Source organism: Methyloligella sp. GL2 (assembly GCF_013341275.1).
In the GTDB taxonomy this organism is placed as follows: domain Bacteria; phylum Pseudomonadota; class Alphaproteobacteria; order Rhizobiales; family Methyloligellaceae; genus Methyloligella.
In genome coordinates this window covers 2,959,169-2,975,088 of sequence record NZ_CP054476.1, presented here as the reverse complement: position 1 = coordinate 2,975,088, position 15,920 = coordinate 2,959,169, and the positions used below count along the sequence as shown (strand labels likewise).

14 protein-coding genes are annotated in these 15,920 nt (G+C 62.6%); 7 read left to right on the top strand and 7 right to left on the bottom strand.

Features of this window, described 5'->3' with window-relative positions; translation table 11 throughout:
- Nucleotides 1-97 precede the first annotated feature (97 nt).
- Nucleotides 98-1,387, top strand: coding sequence for a hypothetical protein (locus tag HT051_RS13825; protein WP_174542576.1), 1,290 nt, complete (start codon nt 98-100; stop codon nt 1,385-1,387).
- Nucleotides 1,388-1,475: 88 nt separating this feature from the next.
- Here HT051_RS13825 and HT051_RS13820 read toward each other — a convergent pair whose 3' ends face one another.
- Nucleotides 1,476-1,685, bottom strand: a complete 210-nt coding sequence (locus HT051_RS13820) for a hypothetical protein (RefSeq protein WP_174542575.1) — start codon at nt 1,683-1,685, stop codon at nt 1,476-1,478.
- Nucleotides 1,686-1,857: 172 nt separating this feature from the next.
- Between HT051_RS13820 and HT051_RS13815 the strand changes: the two genes are divergently transcribed.
- From HT051_RS13815 to HT051_RS13805, 3 genes are all read left to right on the top strand, one after another.
- Nucleotides 1,858-2,250: a hypothetical protein gene (locus tag HT051_RS13815; RefSeq protein WP_174542574.1), complete on the top strand. Its 393-nt coding sequence runs from the start codon at nt 1,858-1,860 to the stop codon at nt 2,248-2,250.
- 166 nt (nt 2,251-2,416) lie between these two features.
- Complete coding sequence (locus tag HT051_RS13810; RefSeq protein WP_174542573.1) at nt 2,417-3,859, top strand: DUF1254 domain-containing protein; 1,443 nt, start codon at nt 2,417-2,419, stop codon at nt 3,857-3,859.
- Between the two features lie 319 nt (nt 3,860-4,178).
- Complete coding sequence (locus HT051_RS13805) at nt 4,179-5,801, top strand: arylsulfatase (RefSeq protein WP_174542572.1); 1,623 nt, start codon at nt 4,179-4,181, stop codon at nt 5,799-5,801.
- Between the two features lie 49 nt (nt 5,802-5,850).
- Here HT051_RS13805 and HT051_RS15310 read toward each other — a convergent pair whose 3' ends face one another.
- Nucleotides 5,851-7,086 (bottom strand): DUF2853 family protein, encoded by a 1,236-nt coding sequence (locus tag HT051_RS15310; protein ID WP_208454331.1) that lies wholly within the window; start codon nt 7,084-7,086, stop codon nt 5,851-5,853.
- A gap of 163 nt (nt 7,087-7,249) precedes the next feature.
- Nucleotides 7,250-7,750, bottom strand: a complete 501-nt coding sequence (gene rraA, locus HT051_RS13790) for a ribonuclease E activity regulator RraA (RefSeq protein ID WP_174542571.1) — start codon at nt 7,748-7,750, stop codon at nt 7,250-7,252.
- Nucleotides 7,751-8,176: 426 nt separating this feature from the next.
- Here rraA and HT051_RS13785 point away from each other — a divergent pair, with 426 nt between their 5' ends.
- A complete protein-coding gene (locus HT051_RS13785; protein WP_174542570.1) occupies nt 8,177-8,695 on the top strand; it encodes a polymer-forming cytoskeletal protein in 519 nt (172 codons plus the stop codon).
- Between the two features lie 6 nt (nt 8,696-8,701).
- Here the strand turns inward: HT051_RS13785 and HT051_RS13780 are convergent, their stop codons facing one another.
- Together HT051_RS13780 and HT051_RS13775 are read right to left on the bottom strand one after the other, a co-directional pair.
- Nucleotides 8,702-9,688, bottom strand: a complete 987-nt coding sequence (locus HT051_RS13780) for a PQQ-dependent catabolism-associated beta-propeller protein (RefSeq protein WP_371740589.1) — start codon at nt 9,686-9,688, stop codon at nt 8,702-8,704.
- A gap of 35 nt (nt 9,689-9,723) precedes the next feature.
- A complete protein-coding gene (locus tag HT051_RS13775; protein WP_371740588.1) occupies nt 9,724-10,965 on the bottom strand; it encodes an ABC transporter substrate-binding protein in 1,242 nt (413 codons plus the stop codon).
- A gap of 319 nt (nt 10,966-11,284) precedes the next feature.
- On the opposite strand from HT051_RS13775, the gene HT051_RS13770 reads away from it, so the two are divergent.
- Entirely contained in the window at nt 11,285-13,006 is a 1,722-nt protein-coding gene (locus tag HT051_RS13770; protein ID WP_174542567.1) for a PQQ-binding-like beta-propeller repeat protein, read from the top strand.
- A 98-nt stretch (nt 13,007-13,104) separates the two neighbouring features.
- Nucleotides 13,105-13,710 (top strand): cytochrome c4, encoded by a 606-nt coding sequence (locus HT051_RS13765; protein WP_174542566.1) that lies wholly within the window; start codon nt 13,105-13,107, stop codon nt 13,708-13,710.
- Nucleotides 13,711-13,715: 5 nt separating this feature from the next.
- Here the strand turns inward: HT051_RS13765 and HT051_RS13760 are convergent, their stop codons facing one another.
- Together HT051_RS13760 and HT051_RS13755 are read right to left on the bottom strand one after the other, a co-directional pair.
- Nucleotides 13,716-14,654: an ankyrin repeat domain-containing protein gene (locus HT051_RS13760; protein ID WP_174542565.1), complete on the bottom strand. Its 939-nt coding sequence runs from the start codon at nt 14,652-14,654 to the stop codon at nt 13,716-13,718.
- 65 nt (nt 14,655-14,719) lie between these two features.
- Nucleotides 14,720-15,751, bottom strand: a complete 1,032-nt coding sequence (locus tag HT051_RS13755; protein WP_174542564.1) for a glycosyl hydrolase family 28-related protein — start codon at nt 15,749-15,751, stop codon at nt 14,720-14,722.
- Nucleotides 15,752-15,920: the final 169 nt, after the last annotated feature.

The window sequence follows — 15,920 nt, the reverse complement described above, 5'->3', positions numbered from 1 at the left end:
CCGCGTTCCGCCTTATGGGATTTAGTCGCCCGAAGACGGTCGTCACCGAATGAGTCTGGCGGGCCGTGAGCTGTTTCCATGCGAAGGTCGGAGAGCTGTGCGCCGCTGCGTCTTCCATATCGGGCTGCATAAGACGGGTACCTCGTCCATCCAGCGCAGCCTGTTTCACGTCCGCGACGCTTTGCGCGCGCGCGGCATCGGCTATTTCCCCGGCCGCGGCAACCACTCCTATCTTACCGGCTGCTTCGATGCGCGGCTGGTGGCGATGCCGCGCGTTCTTGCGCCGATGACGCCGTCCTTCGCCGCGCGCCCGGCCTTCTGGAACAGGGCCCGGCAAGAGTTCGAGCGTTACCTCGCCGAGAGCGAGGCGGAAATTGAGATCGTCTCCGGCGAGGGCTTCACCCAGCTCCCGAAGGCGAAGCTTGCAGAGCTCAAGACCTTCCTGGAACGCTATTTCGACGAAATCGAAATCATCGCTTATGTGCGGGAGCCCTTCGGCGGCTTCACTAGTCGCGCCCAGCAATTGGTGAAATCCGGCCAGAGCTTCGAAGAGATCAAGGCCGGACTTCACGCGGCGCCGGAAGGACCGGATGATCTCGTGGCGCAAAGCGTCCTGCCGAAATACCGCCTGCGGTTGGAGAAGTTCATCGAGACCTTCCCAACGGTGCATATCCGGTCCTTCGACCGTAGCGCGCTGAAGGGCGGCGACGTGGTCACCGATTTTCTGGATGTCAGCCTGGGCCGGTCGCCGGGGGAGCTTGGCGTCGAGGTGCTGCGCGCCAATGAGAGCCTCTCCAACACCGCCGTCCATCTGCTGGAAGCGATCAACCGGCGAATCCCCTATCTGAAAGGCAAGGACTATAATCCTACTCGCGCCCGCAGCATCGTGCCGGCCCTGGCCAAGCTCGATCCGGCCGACCGCTTTCAGATGCCAGGCATCGATTGGCATGAGGTCCGCGATCTCGTCGCCGAAGATGTCGTCTGGCTCGCCGAGGCAACCGAGGGCCGGATCGATTTTCGCGATACGCCGCCGCCCGCGCAGTCCGAGGCGAGCCCGCCGCAGATCGATATCGAGGCCGAGGCATTGCGCTTCCATGAGCAGGTGCGCGCTGCGGAGCAAGCCGAGCAGCGCAAGCTGGTTACCTCAAGCATCGCGCGTTTCAGGAAGCGGGGCGTTGCCCCATCCGCCGATGGCCAGCCGGTGAAGACGCTGCTCGCCCATACCGACGCCGATTTCGTGCTCGCGTCTTTGCGGGAGATGCGCGAGGCGGGATGGCGCGATTCGGTTCTGGCGCTGGTTGCCGAATACCCCTGGGCGGTGATCGCGCCGGAGCGTCAGGCGGAAGCCGAGGCAATCGCAAAGAGTCTCGCTGCTGCGCCAGCCTGAAACCGGACAAAAGAAAACCCGGCGCATCCCTCCCAGAGGACGCGCCGGGCGAATTCCTAAAAATCGGATTTAAAAAGCGGTGAGCGCTTTACTCGGCCGCAGCCGGCATAAACCGCTCGACGGTGGCGGCGAAGTGGCCGCACCAATCCTGCTTGGCCACCACGGGCCAAGCGCTGGTCTTGCCGTCCTCGGGAAGCGGCGGGTTATAGCGGCAAAGGCCGGCTTTTTCCGCGGCGCTCGAAGACGCCTTGGTTTGATTGTCGAAGAACTGGCAGTTGTCGCAAGCGCAAGTGGTCATGAGAATGCCTCCTCATCTCAACCGTGAAATCCAGACACCGGTGAAACGCAGAGCGCTGCCTACCGGTTCTCGCCCAAAGAGAAATTTAAGTTAGAACCGTTCCAAGATTCCGTCAACCGGCGAGCGGTGCGAAATGCGATAAAACGGGTAAAACCGAATTAAGGAGGGGGCGATGCCGAAGCGAATGTTGGGAAGAGACTGGACCGGGAAGATCGCGAGTGCCTCGGTGCTCGTCGAGGTGGCGACGGGCCTTGCGCTTGTTTTTCTGCCCACTCTCGCGGTGCGGCTGCTGTTTGGCGCCGATCCGCAAGGCGTCGGGCTCCCCGCCGCGCAGCTCGCCGGCATTGCGCTTCTGGCGCTTTGCATTGCCTGCTGGCCGGCACGGCGCCAGCACAGCGCGCTCCTGGCCCTGTTTGCCTATAATCTTGGCGCTTTCCTGTTCCTACTCTACCTGGGCATCCGGGGCGAGACCGTCGGACCGCTGCTCTGGCCGGCGGTGATCCTGCATGGCGTCTTCACGCTCGGCTTCGGCCGCGTGCTGCAGCTCTCGCGTATTTCCGGCTGACCGGTTTCATGGCGCCTCGTCTCTGGCGCCAAATGGCAAGACGCAAGGCTGCTCCCGGCGCTAGCGCGCACCCCGAAGAGGACGCGCCCGGAATTACAGCCTATAGTTGCGATCCTCAGCCTTGCCTGCCGGACACAGAAGCATGGAATTTCGCGGGAGTATCGAAATGCCGATCCGAACAGTCGACTTCGCCAAAGCGGCCTGGCTTGGCTTCAGCCTTGCCGCGCTCGTCTTCGCCGCGCCGGCAGCCGGGGCGGAAGATTGGCCGGATATCCGCGAGGCCAAGGAGATCGCCGAAGAGGGCTTCGTCTACGGCCTGCCCATCGTGATGAATTACGGCGTGATGTACGAATACGCCATCGACAAGACCTCCAGCCAGTACAAGGCGCCGTTCAACCACATCAAGAACGACTCGCAGGTCTACACCTACAAAGACACCGCTGTGGTCACGCCCAACAGCGACACGCCCTATTCCATGGGCTGGATGGATCTGCGGGCCGAGCCTATCGTGATCTCGGTGCCGAAGGTGGCGAAGAAGCGCTACTACTCGGTGCAGCTCGTCGACGGCAACACCTTCAACTACGGCTATATCGGCAGCCGGGCGACGGGCAGTAAGCCCGGCAGCTATATGGTGGTCGGGCCCAGCTGGCAGGGCGAGGCGCCGAAAGGCATCGACAAGGTGTTCCGCTCCTCCACCGATTTCTCTCTCGCCATCTTCCGCACCCAGCTTTTCGATCCCGCCGATATCGACAACGTCAAGAAGGTTCAGGCCGGCTACAAGATGCAGCCGCTGCACAGTTATCTCGGCACTGCCGCGCCGCCCGCCGCAGCGACGGTCGACTTTCCGAAGATCGACAAGGATCTGATGAAGACCAACTTCTTCGAGTATCTCGACTTCGCGCTGCAATTCGCGCCGCCTGCCGAGAACGAGAAGGAGATCCGCGCCAAGCTCGCCAAGATCGGTGTCGGCCCGGACAAGACATTCGATTTCCATCAGCTCCCTCTCGGCCACCGCATCGAGATCGGTCTGGGCATGAAGCAAGGGGCCAAGAAGGTCGCCAACTATCTCGCCAAAGGCGCCGCCGACATCAATGGATGGAAGCTCGGTTCCTGGTTCGGCGATGCCGCCTTCTATGACGGCGATTGGCTGAAGCGAGCTGCTGGCGCCAAGGGCGGTATCTATGGCAACGATGCGGTCGAGGCCACCTATCCGCTCGCGCATACCGACGCCGACGGTAAGCCGCTCGATGGCAGCGAGGCCAATTACACACTGACCTTCGCAAAAGGCGATCTGCCGCCGGTCAACGCCTTCTGGTCGGTGACCATGTATGACGGCAAGACCCAGCTGCTGATCAAGAACCCGATCGACCGCTATCTGATCAATTCGCCGATGCTGCCGGACCTCAAGAAGAACGAGGACGGCTCGCTGACGATCTATATCCAGAACAAGTCGCCGGGGCCGGAGAAGGAATCCAACTGGCTGCCGGCGCCGGACGGTCCGATCTACATGGTGATGCGGCTCTATTGGCCGAAGACCGAACCGCCCTCGATCCTGCCCGTCGGCAACGGCAGCTGGAAGCCACCCGTCATCAAGAAAGCCGCGAAGTAGCGAGCCGCACCTACCGCCGGGGCGAAATGCCGTGGCGCCGGATATAGGGCGAGACGTGGAGCAGCGTCCTTGGGTTATGCGCAAACACCGACGTCATCGACCTGCTCCCTGCGTGGGCCTTGGGGGCCGGCCTTCTTCGCCAATTTTAGGGCCGGACTCTAGCACAACTCTTCCGAGAGAGTGTGGAATTTGCAACAGACTCCCCAGTGCCATCAAGAAAAGCTAAGCTTCACGGCTGGTTCGTTTGAAAAACATCAGCTCGTCTCGAGAGCTAACGCTCTAAGTACTTTGCATTGAAGAAAGTAAAGGGAGGTGAGGAATGTCCAAGATAGCAATGTTGGCGAGAGCATTGGCTGCCGGAATGCTGATCGCTCTCATCCCGCAATCCGCCCTGGCCCAGGAGGCGGAGGAGACCAAGCCGAACATCCTCGTCATCTGGGGCGACGATATCGGCCAGGGAAATATCAGCACCTACACCAAAGGGCTGATGGGCTACAAGACCCCCAATATCGACCGTGTCGCCAATGAAGGCATGGTCTTCACCGATTATTACGGCGAGCAAAGCTGCACCGCGGGCCGGTCCTCCTTCATCACCGGTCAAAGCGTGTTCCGCACCGGCCTTTCCAAGGTCGGCTTGCCCGGCGCCGATCTCGGGCTTCGTGCTGGGGATCCGACCATCGCCCAACTGCTCAAGCCGCTCGGCTATGCCACCGGCCAGTTCGGCAAAAACCATCTCGGCGACAAGAACGAGTTCCTGCCGACGGTGCACGGCTTCGACGAGTTCTTCGGCAACCTCTATCACCTGAACGCCGAGGAGGAGCCGGAGAACGAGGACTATCCAAAGGATCCGAAATTCCGCGAGACCTTCGGCCCGCGCGGCGTGCTCCACACCTACGCGACCGACACGGATGACGAGACGGTGGATCCGCGCTTCGGCAAGGTTGGCAAGCAGACCATCGAGGATACCGGGCCGCTGACCAAGAAGCGCATGGAGACCATCGATGACGAGACCGTCCAGGCCGCCATCGCCTTCATCACCAAGCAGGTCGAGGCCGGTGTGCCGTTCTTCGTCTGGTGGAACGGCACCCATATGCATTTCCGCACCCATGTGCCGGAGAAGGATCGCGGCATTTCCGGCCAGGACGAGTATTCCGATGGCATGGTGCTGCATGATCGCCAGGTCGGTCAGCTTTTACAGGCGATCGACGACCTTGGCGTCGCCGACAATACGATCGTGTTCTACTCGACCGATAACGGACCGCATCAGAACACTTGGCCGGATGCGGCGACCACGCCGTTCCGCAGCGAGAAGAACACCAATTGGGAGGGCGGCTGGCGCGTGCCGGCCATGGTGCGCTGGCCCGGCCATATCGAACCGGGCTCGGTCTCCAATAAGATCATGCACCACATGGATTGGATGCCGACCCTGCTGGCTGCGGCCGGCGAGCCCGATATCAAGCAGAAGCTGCTCGACGGCTATCAAGCCGGGCCGGAGGAATACAAGGTCCATCTCGATGGCTACAACTTCTTGCCCTATCTGACGGGCGAAACGGAAGACGCACCGCGCAACGAGATCTTCTATTTCTCCGACGACGGCGACCTGATGGCCTTGCGCTATAACGATTGGAAGGTCGTGTTCCTCGAGCAGCGCGCCAATGGAACGTTCAGGATCTGGGCGGAACCCTTCACCGAGCTTCGTGTGCCGAAGCTATTCAATCTCCGCCGCGATCCCTATGAGCGGGCCGACGTCACCTCCAACACCTACTATGACTGGGCGCTGTCGCGGGCGTTTGTGCTGGTTCCGGCCCAGGCCTATGTCGGCAACTTCCTGAAGACCTTCGAGGACTACCCGCCGCGCCAGCGGCCGGCGAGCTTCACCGTCGGCGGTCAGATGGAAGCGCTGGAGAAGTCGTTGGAGAAGCTCGGCACCAACCCGCAATAGGCGGAGCTTAAGCCGGCCGGCATTCTCTCATGCCGGCCGGTGCTGTTTCCTAAGCGAACAGCGAGAGCTTATCGAAGCGCTCGGCCAGCAGGTAATAGACCGTCACGCGGTTCTTGTTGCGGACCCGCTTCATGCGCGCGCCGATCTCGGCAATCGCGGCATCGAGTTCGGCATCCGGGGCGGTGAGCTTCAGCTTCTTTTTCAGGAAGCTCTCGCGCACCCGGTCCAGCTCCGATTGGTCGGAATAGGAGACCAGCGAAGCGTCCCGACTCTGCAAGGCAATGCCGAGATAGCGCACGATGCCGTCGATCGCCGTGTCGCTGGCGTCCGGGACATATTTCTTCACATCCGCCGCCCAGTTCTTTTTCGGTGCCGCCCGGCTGCTCGACTTGGCAGCAGACTTGGTCGTCGATTTGGCGGCCGCTTTAGGCGCTGCCTTGGTCGCCGTTTTGGCCGGTTCGGCAGCAGTATCGCGCTTCACCGAGCTCCCGCTGGAGCTCAGCGCTTGAGCGGCGGCGACCGGCTCCGGTGCCGAAGCGCCCGCGGCCACGTCGGACTCGCCCTCGCCGCGCACCGGGATCTCCTCCGAAGGTGCGGACAGGATGCCGGTGCGGAACAGAATGCCGGCAACGCCCGCGCCGATCAGCGGCGCGATGATGAATAGCCAAAGCTGGCTCTCCGCCTCCGGATTGGTGGAATGGCCGACAATGGCCGGTCCGATAGAGCGGGCCGGGTTCACCGAGGTTCCGGTGATGTTGATACCCAGCAGATGCAGGGCGATCAAGGTCAGGCCGATGGCGAGTCCCGCGATCCCCACCGGTGCGCCCTTCTGGGTGACGCCGAGAATGCAGACCAGAAACAAGAAGGTGCCGACCATCTCGAACAGGAAGGCCGCGCCCATGCTGTATTCGCCGAAATTGCCGGCGCCGAAGCCGTTTTGCCCCAAGCCGCCATCCCAGCCCGACGCCTTGCCGGACAGGATGAAGAACAGCACCGTGGCACCCGCCAGCGCACCCAGCACCTGGGCGATCACATAGAGGACGAAATCGCCGAAGCCCATGCGCCCCGCGCACAGCGCGCCGAAGCTGACCGCCGGGTTGATGTGACAGCCGGAGACCTGCCCGATGCCATACGCCATGGCGATCAGCGCAAGACCGAAGGCCGATGCAATTCCGAGCACGTCGATCGCGGTGGCGCCACTGCCCATGCCGGCAATGACGGCCGCGCCGCAGCCGATCAGCACGAGGGCTGCGGTGCCGATGAATTCTGCAAAAGCCTTTTGCATCTTTCCCCCCTTGAGGATGTTGGCAGCCGCCGGGCCCTAGATGCGGGAAGGGCGGCTCGAAGCCGCTACTTAGGCCGAATTTCGGAGGCCGGTCTATGACCTGGAAGCCTCACTGCCGCGCTTCTTTGCAGGGCCTTTGAACGGCCCGAAAGCGGATGCCCGCTTATGCCTTCGCCTGCGCCTCGGTCAGCACGATGATGCCATCCTCGTCGCAGACCACCACATCGCCATCCTCGACCGAGGCCCCGGCGATATCGATGCGCAACGCCACCGAGCCTTCGCCCCGGCGCACCGATTTGCGGGGGTTGGTTCCCAGCGCCTTGATTCCGATATCGATTTCGGCAAGCGCGGCGCTGTCGCGGACGCCGCCGAGCACGATGATGCCCTCCCAGCCATTCTTGGCCGCTTCCCCGGCGACGAGATCGCCCAGCACCGCGCAGCGCAGACTGCCGCCCGCGTCCACCACCAGAACCTTGCCGGTGCCGTCGGTCGCCACCTGCTCCTTGATGCGGGAATTGTCCTCAAAGCATTTCACCGTGGCGACCGTGCCGCCGAAGCGCCGCTTGCCGCCGAAATCGCGGAAGATCGGCGACGGTACCCGCGCCTCGTCGAGGAACTGGTCGTAGAGATCGCAGGTGGATTTGCTGAGGCACGGATAGGTCATGGCGGTCCTTTGGATGCGGCCCTTTAGATGCGGTGATTGGAATCGAGATTCGGACAGAGCGGGTGCGAAAGAAACGGAAGGCTCATCTTCGCCGGACAAGAGGCGCCTTCCGCACGGTTCTGCGGATACATGAAGTCTTCATTCTTAAGCCACTGCACATCGGCAAAAAATCCACTTCTGTCGGGAATTTTCTGTCCACAGCGCATGTGGATAGCCCCAGCGCTATAGCGCACCGGTAGTGTCGGGAGTGGGTTTCAACTAGCATCGAAGACGCCGGAAACGCTGCTGAGAGAGGCAGCTCGGCTTGTCGTGTTGCGTCGTGTTTGTTCGCGTTGCGTTTGCGTATCGCGGTGGAAACGGACTGGATATGCGGCCACGGCTAGCAAGGGCATGGCCAAGGCCGCAGCAAGCGGGGAGATGGCCAGAATGGCAACCGACGAGTTCCGGCTCTCTGAGTCGAATGGGGCGTATATCGGGCCCGGTGTGACGTTTAAAGGCGAGATTTCCGGGCCTGAAAAGATGGTCGTCGAGGGAACCGTGGAAGGCGACGTTACGGCGGGGTCGCTGCATATCGGGCCGGCGGGCGCGGTGAGGGGCAATGTCGTCGCCAACGAGGCCGATGTTCAGGGGATCCTGTCCAGCAATGTCGAGGTCAAGGAGCTTCTGCTGCTCCGTTCCACCGGCCGGGTCGAGGGGCAGGTGCATTGCGGCGACTTCCAGGTCGAGCGTGGGGCGGTTCTGGCAGGCGATTTCTCCTGCGGCGACGAGCAGGCGGCGACCGAACGTGCCGCAGCGCAATCGGCTCAAGCGGCGCAAGCCCCCGAACAGCAGCCGGAGCCACAGCCGCAACCGGAACCGCAGCCCGAACCTGTACCGGAGCGTGCAGCGAAGCCGGCAAAACCCGCAAGCCCGATGCCCGATACCGAGCTGCACGCGGCGGAGTAGCGGCGCTTAGTTCCGGGTGATGGCGACGCCCCAAGGCGCGGTGCCGGTGGGGATCGACTTGATCACTTTCAGGCTGTCGACGTCGATCACCGACACGTCGTTGCTATTGCCGTTGGTGGCGAAGAGAAGCTTCTGGTCGGGGGTGAAGGCGAGTTGCCAGACCCGCTTGCCGACCAGCAGATAGTCGATCACCTCGAACGTCTTGGCGTCGATCACCGCAACGCGGTTGGCCGGCCCCAGCGCCACGAAGGCTTTGCTGCCGTCGGCGCTGACGCGCACCCCGACCGGCTGCACATAGTCGGGCTGCACGCCTGGCACGTCGAAGCCGATGGTCTTGATGATCTCTTTGGTCTTGGCGTCGATCACCGATAACGTGCCGGAGACTTCCGAGGTCACCCAGAGCTGCGACCCGTCGGCGGTGAACTCGGCGAAGCGCGGCCGCGACCCGACCAGCACATTGTCGGTGATCTCGAAGCTTTCGGTGTCGATGAAATGCGCCATGTTGGTGGTCTCCGAGGTCACCACCACGGTCTTCCCGTCGGGGCTGACGCCGACGCCTTCCGGCTCCACGCCCACCGCGACCTCGGCGATCATCTTCTCCGTATCGAGATCCACCACGGTGAGCTGGTCGTCGTCCTCGTTGGCGATATAAACCGGGCTGCCCGAGGGGTGGATGTTGAGCAGTTCCGGATCGGGGCCCGAAGGCAGATTGCCGACGATCTCGTGGGTCGCCACGTCGAGCACCTGCACCGTGTTGGAATCGCTGGCGCAGATCAGCACATGCTTATCGTCATGGGTCAGGATGATGCCGCGCGGCCGCTCGCCGACGATGATGGTCTCCAGCACCTGCAGCGTCTCGCTGTCGATAACGGTGAGGGAATTCCCCTTCTCGTTGGAGACATAGACGGTGTAGCCGGATGCCGGCCCTGCCGCAGATAGGGCGGATAACGCCAAGGCAAATGCGGCGCCGATCGCGCCCAACCTCATGGACATAAACATTCCCTCCCGTGGCGCTTCGCTCGCGCCCTTCATTGCATTTTGCATGCGCTCTCCGGCGCATCGAACCCAAGCGTATCAGTGACCGATTTCGGATGCAGGAAGCCTTCTTGCGGCGACACCGAGACCGGTAGCTCCGGCCCGGCCACGATGATCGGCTGGCGCATCTGCCCGTCCCATTTGCGGAAGCTCACCTTGCGCCCTTTGAAGGCCGCAAGCTCCAGCTTGTCGCTGCGCAGGAACGCATCTATCTTGCCGAAATCGTTCGTGCCGACCCGCGAGGCAGCCTCGCCGATCGCCCGCACTGCCAGCCAGGCCTGATAGTCGACTGGCAGCATGAAGCGGTGGGCGAAGCGCTGAAACCGGTTCTGCATTTGCGTCGCGCCCCATTGCTCATGCGCCGGATGCCAGCTCATCGCCCGCAAGCCCGCCGTGCCGGCAACGGGCCGCGCATCCCAGCTGCGATAGGGCAGATAGGGGCCGAAGATCTCGCTGCGATCCGCCACCAGCAGCACGTCGTAATCGGGAACGTTCTGGGTGAAGACCGGCATCTGCCGCTGGATCAGCTGCTGGCCCGTATCGGAGCGCCGCGCGCCCGGCGTCTCCTGGTATTCGCGGGTGGCGACGATGCGCGCGCCGAAGCGTTTGGCCGCGCGCTGCAGCATCCGGAGATAGGCCTGGTCTTTCGGATAGGGGCCGCTCACCACGAACCAGCGCTGCCACTGCTTCCAGACCAGATACTGGGTCAGCGCATCCGCCAGCATGGCGAGATCCGGCGCGGTATGCAGCACATTGGCCCGGCAATCCGCCTGGCGCAGCGCCACGTCCTCGGCGCTGACATTGAACAGCAGGATGTCCTTGCCCTTTGCCGCATCGGACAATGCAAGCAGCGTTTCCGCCGGCGCATCGACCAGAATGAAATGATGCCCAGTCTCGGCGAGCTTTTCGAAAGCCGCCACCGCATCGCCCCCGATCGGCACCTCTTTCACGTCGAGCGAGAAATGCTGCTTGGTGAACTTGCCCGTCGTGTTGTTGTCCTTCAGCGCGATTCTAGCCCCGGCAATCCCGAGATTCTCCGGCCGTGTATTCAGGCGAGAGAGAGGGATCGGGCGTTTCACCGCCTGCGCGATATAGCCGATGGGAATCTCGGAGACGCCGCCGGCCTCATTTGCCGGCTGAGCCGCCGATCCGCCGGGTGCCGGCAAGGCGATTACAAGCCCGAGCAGGGCGATTAGGAGGCTGTCGCGAAGATTTAATGTAACGCGCCGCCACAACGGGGGTGGCGCCTCTCGGCGTTGTCCTCCCCCTCGCGTCTGCGGCCGGCTTCGCTTATGAACCTGCATATAAAACCTTTTGACCGCAACGGCCTACGCCAACACCGAGGCTTCCGGAAGCCTCCCCGGCAAGCTTCTCGCAAATCCTTGAGCCAGGAAAATCTTCCCGAAAAACGAGAAGAGAAACGGAAATCTGAGATAGCATACATGGCAAGGATTATTGACAAAATGACGCACCCCGCGCAGTCTTTTTTCGCCGTGTGCTGACAGAACGGCCGGATGAACCGGCCGAGCGGCACCGGTCGAACGGGAGGAAAAAATGGGGTGTTTAAGGACAGCGGCCACGCTGAGTGGTGCGCTATTGCTCGGTGTCGCGAGCTTCGCCGGCCCGGCGCTCAGCGGTAGCGAAATCGAGAATGCGACCACTAAAAAAGTGAAGCCGGCGCCGGTTCCCTCGGTGAGCCAGGATCAGCTCAGCGCGGCGGCGGGTGACGCCAACAACTTTCTTCATACCAACGGCAATTACGATCAGACCCGCTATTTTCCGGGCAAGCAGATCGACAAATCCAATGTCGGCAAGCTTCATCCGGCATGGATCTTCCAGACCGAGGTGAAGGAATCCCTGGAGACGACGCCGATCGTCGTCGATGGGGTGATGTATGTGACCACCTCCTTCAATCACGTCTATGCGCTGAACGCCAAGACTGGCGAGGAGTATTGGCACTACACCCACAAGATGGGGCCGATCACCACCTATTGCTGCGGCCCCAACAACCGCGGCGTCGCCATCTACAAGGACAAGGTCTATATGGGCACCCTCGACGCCAAGCTGGTGGCGCTGGATGCCAAGACCGGCAGCCTCGTCTGGGAGACTGAGATCGCCGATCCAGAGCTCGGCTATAGCGAGACCATGGCCCCGACCGCCGTGGATGGCAAAATTCTGATCGGCACCAATGGCGGCGAATACGGTATCCGCGGCTTCGTCCGCGCTTACGATGCCGAGACCGGCAAGCAGGTCTGGAACTTCCACACCATCCCGGAAAATTCCGTCGGCGTCTGGGCCACCCACGATGCCACCGGCAAGGACATGCATCGCGACATCAAGGCCGAGAAGGCGGCGCTGAAGAAGCTGGGCGATCCGTACGAGACCCTCGGCGGCGGCGTCTGGCAGAACCCGGCTGTGGATCTTGAAGCCAAGCGCATCTACTTCGTGGTCGGCAACCCGTCTCCCGATCTCGACGGCTCGATCCGTCCGGGCGACAACCTCTACACCGACTCTCTCGTCGCGGTGGATCTGGAGACTGGCGAGTATGTTTGCCACTTCCAGTACATCGCCCACGATGTCTGGGATCTGGACTCGGTCAGCCCGCCGATCCTGCTGGACGTGAAGAACGAAGACGGCGAGACCGTCCCCGGCGTGATCCATGCCGGCAAGACCGGCAATGTCTACGTCCATAACCGGGACGATTGCAGCCTGATCCGCTTCTCCGAGCCGATGGTCGATCAGACCGGCATGTGGACCCTGCCGACGCCGGAAGGCGCCAAGATGCTGCCCGGCGCCAATGGCGGCGTGGAGTGGTCGCCCATGGCGGTCAATCCCGATCTCGGCCTGACCTATGCGGTCAACCTGCATCAGCCGATGACCTACCATGTCGAGAATTCGGCCTATCCGGGCGGCAAGCTGTGGCTTGGTGGCGCCTTCAAGGTGATCCCGGGCTCCGAGCAGTTCGGCAACGTCACCGCCGTCGACTACAACACCGGCAAGATCAAATGGCAGGTGAAGACCCCGCTGCCGATGATGGGCGGTGCCCTCACCACCGCCGGCGGTCTCGTCTTCACCGGCGAGGGCGACGGCTGGTTCCGCGCCTACGATGCGGAGAATGGCGACGTGCTGTGGTCGTTCAATGCCGGTGCCGGCGTCAACGCGCCGCCCGCCTCCTATGCGGTGGACGGCAAGCAATACATCGTGGTCGGTGCGGGCGGTAACACCCAGATCGACTTCAAGCGCGGCAACAACATCATCGCCTTCACGGTCGATTGATCGTTGCCGGCAACGACACGCTGTTGCGGCAAGGACGGGGCGTTTCGCTCCGTCCTTTTCGCGACCGCTGAAGAACACGGTTGAGATGGGGAATTTCGATGAATTTGTTTGCTCGCGCCATGGCTTTGGCGCTGTGTCTTGCCGCTGCGTTCGCCAGCGGAAATCTTCTCGCCCAGGAGGCACCGGCCAAGGCGGCGATCTGCGCCGGTTGTCACGGGGCGGACGGCGTTCCGATCAATAAGGAGACGCCGGTCATCTGGGGGCAGAACGAGGGCTATCTCTATCTGCAGCTTCGCGACTTCAAGAAGGGCTTCCGCAAGAACCCCATCATGGAGCCCATCGCGGCCCAGCTGGAGAAGTCCGACATGCAGGAACTCGCTGCCTATTTTACCAAGCAGAAATGGCCCAATCTCGGCCAGCCTTCGGCCCCCGACGATGTCACCAAGATGGCGCAGACCGCTGCCTCCTCGATTGGCTGCCGCGGCTGTCACCTCGATCATTTCCAGGGCGACGGCACCACGGCGAGGCTCGCCGGCCAGTCGGAGGAATACCTGCATAAGACCATGCTGGCCTTCCGAGACGGCAGCCGCGGCAACAATCCCGGCATGTCGGATCTGATGAAATCCGCCTCGAAGGACGACATCGCCGCGCTGGCGAAATATCTCGCCGGGCTGCAGATCGACGCCTATCTCGGAAACCGCTAGCGGCGTTAGCGGGCGGCCAGCTTCTCCCGCAAAGCGGTGAGGGAAGTCAGGTCGCTCGCCCGCTTGCCCTGGCTGTCGCGCAAGGTCTTGTCGGCGCCGTGTTCGAGCAGCAGATCGACCGCCGCGGCATGATCCAGCTCCGCGGCGATCATCAGCGCGGTGCGCCCGCGATTATCCTGATCGTCGACCTTGGCGCCGCGCTCCAGAAGCAGGGCGATGACCTTCTGCATGTCGCGTAGGCCCGCTTCGCTGGAATAGCCCGCCGCCCACATCAGCACGGTCAGATCGTTGCCGTAGCGGGCGTTGACGTCCACGCCATTATCCAGAAGCAGCTCGGTCAGCTGGGTGAAGCCCCGCCCCGCCGAATAGACGATGGCGGTCTTGCCGGTCTCGTCGATCCGGTTGGGATCGGCGCCTTGCCCGATCAGGAAGGTGGCGATCGGCATGCTGCCCATATAGGCGGCCGCGCCGAGCGGTGTGATCCCGCTGCGGCCGGGGAGGTCGACCTTGGCCCCGTGCTTGACCAACAGCTCGACCACATCCATCCGCCCGGTCTCCGCCGCCTTGTAGAGCGCGGTCGAGTCGTCCAGATCGCGGGCGTCGATTGCCGCGCCCCGTTCGAGGAATACGGCGGCCAGCTCCGGCTGTCCCGCCTTTGCCGCATGGGCCAGCGGATTGGCGCCGAAGCGGTCCCGCGCCTGTAGCGAGGCGCCGTCTTCGAGCGTCAGCAGAGCCAGTTTCTCGCACCCCTTATCGGTGGCGGAGAACAGCATATTGTTGCGTTCGATGGGGCTGGCATGACGCGCGATCTGGGCGTAGCTCTCCTCCAGAATCACGCAGTCCTTGTCGTTGGCAAGCGCCGCATTCGGCAGCGCGGCACTGAGGAGTGTGCCAAGAAGCAAGGCCGGATGCGTCAGCGAGACTGTCACGCGCCGAAAGGTCATGGGCTCAATTTTACTGGCTCTGTTTGACGCCGTCGAGTTGAAACCACAGCGCCCGCCGCGAGCGCTTATTTCTTCTTGGTCACGCGGTGGATCTCGATGCCGCTATTTTCGCATCCCGACTGGCTGACGATGCGCTGCACCGGCTCGGCATAGGCATTCATCCCCGCCGCGTCCTGCTTCTGATAGGTGATGAAGCGGTTGTAGCAGATGTCGTTCTGGCGAAGCTTCGGCGCGTTCTCCACCAGGATCGGCCGGCTGCCTTTGAACGTGTTGCGGATGATCTTCACGTTGCGGATCTCCGCCCTCTTGCCGCTCACCATCAGCCCGTCGCCCTGATTGTCGATGAACTGATTATTCTCGATGCGGATATTGGCGATGCCCGTGGAGCGCTTGTCCGGCTCCAGATCGATGCCGGAAGCCGGCGCCGTGCCATGAGTGTTCTGGAAGATGGAATCCCGCACCAGCACGTTCGTGGCCGAGATGATCGACAGCCCTTGGCGCCGGTTCTGATCGGCATTCACCCCGCAGAAGCGGATATCGCTGGCGCCGGAAACATAGAACCCATCGCCCCACATATGCGTCGCGCTGACCCCGGCGATGGTGATATGGCGCGCATCTCCGGCGATGCGGATGCCCATGCCCCATTCGCCGCCTTTGCCCTTATGTTCCTTGCGGTCGCCCAGCAGCGTGCCGCCGGTGATGTTGACCTGCGAGATGCCCTGGACCATCAGCACCGAATAGCGCTGCGAGCCGGTCGGGATCGCCTTCAGCACCGCCCCATCGGCGAGCTTGAAGGTCATGTCGCTGCCGAGGCTCAGCCGCTTCTTCACCGTGTCGACCAGATAGACGCCCTTCGGGACATAGACCATGCCGCCCGTGCCGGCGACCTTTTGGATCGCGCGGCGGATCGCATTGGTGTCGTTGGTCTTGCCGTCGCCCTTGGCGCCCATATCCTTGACGTTCACCACCAAGGAGGTGCGGGGCGTCACATCGCAGGAGGGCGAAGCATCGGCCGCCGCCGGGGCAGGGCCCACAAGCCCGATGGCCAATGCACAAGATGCGGCGATGCCGATCGCCGCGCAGCCTCGTTTCGTCATCGATGGTCCTTTCTCGCCTCGGCGCCCCTGAGAGATCACGGAAGCCGCAAAGCTTGCAAGAGAGCTTTCGAGAGCCGGGTGGCCGGGATGAGGCCACGATCAGCGATATTTACCTATAATTTCAGTCGGAAAGAGGCGCGCGTGGCATTATCCCTTGCCAGATTGGCCT